The organism is Kaistella haifensis DSM 19056 (assembly GCF_000735695.2).
GTDB lineage: Bacteria > Bacteroidota > Bacteroidia > Flavobacteriales > Weeksellaceae > Kaistella > Kaistella haifensis.
On sequence record NZ_JASZ02000092.1, the window covers coordinates 1 to 967 of the forward strand.

1 protein-coding gene and 1 pseudogene are annotated in these 967 nt (G+C 32.7%); one reads left to right on the forward strand and one right to left on the reverse strand.

Going from position 1 to position 967, the window contains the following annotated elements:
* Nucleotides 1-256 (reverse strand): annotated as a pseudogene (locus AP75_RS14580) (IS982 family transposase); the annotation flags it as partial.
* Nucleotides 257-357: 101 nt separating this feature from the next.
* Between AP75_RS14580 and AP75_RS14030 the strand changes: the two are divergent.
* Entirely contained in the window at nt 358-897 is a 540-nt protein-coding gene (locus AP75_RS14030; RefSeq protein ID WP_031504516.1) for a carboxymuconolactone decarboxylase family protein, read from the forward strand.
* Nucleotides 898-967: the final 70 nt, after the last annotated feature.

Here is a 967-nt window from a genome sequence, read left to right on the forward strand (position 1 = left end):
CCATATGCAAGAAGAGTTTTCTTTTCCTGCGATTATAAACACTTCTTTCTATCATTCCTTTTAGTTTTGAATTTGAAAGATATCTAAATAACTGATCTTCTGAATCTATCGATAAATATTCCGCAGAAATATTTATTGCAATGAGCTCTAAATCAGATAATTTTGGTTTAATTGGTTTGAAATAAAAATTTTCTTTGATGGTTAATTTTCTTAATTCCTTTAAAATAAAATCGTAAATTGCATCTAGGTTATTCATAACGTATTAGATTGATAGTCAATACAATATACGAAATTTTCGTATTATGAGTAACCTTTTTTATAATGCACTACGGGTTAATTAACATTAAAATCAAAAAAATGAAAACAATTACAGTTCCAAACAAAGAACAACTTTCTGCAGAATCTCAAACTATCCTTGAATCCGTTGAGAAAAAAATGGGCAAAATTCCGAATCTCTATGCCACAATCGGCTATTCTTCATCAGCACTAAAAGCAATGCTGGAAACAGAAGCTTCACTTTCTCACGATTCCTCTTTTTCGGCAAAAGAAAGAGAAGCAATCAATCTGATTGTTTCACAGGTCAACAATTGTGATTACTGTTTGGCAGCTCACACGATGTTAGCCAAAATGAAAGGTTTTTCGGATGAAGACACGATTGCGTTGAGAAAAGCAGAATATTCGGATGCCAAATTAAATTCAGTTTTAAAACTAGCGAAGTCTATTTCTAGTAATAAAGGAGCGGCCGACGATTCTGCATTGCAAAATTTCTTCGAAGCAGGTTATGACGAAAAAGCTTTGGTAGAACTAAACGCTTTGATTGCTTTGAGAAGTTTCACCAATTACGTCTTTGCCAATACGCAGATTCCGATTGATTTTCCTTTGGCTCAGGCTATCTAATTTAATGTAAAATATTACAAAATGACAACAGCAGAAAATTTGGCTCTAAATGCTCCAACGCAATATATAG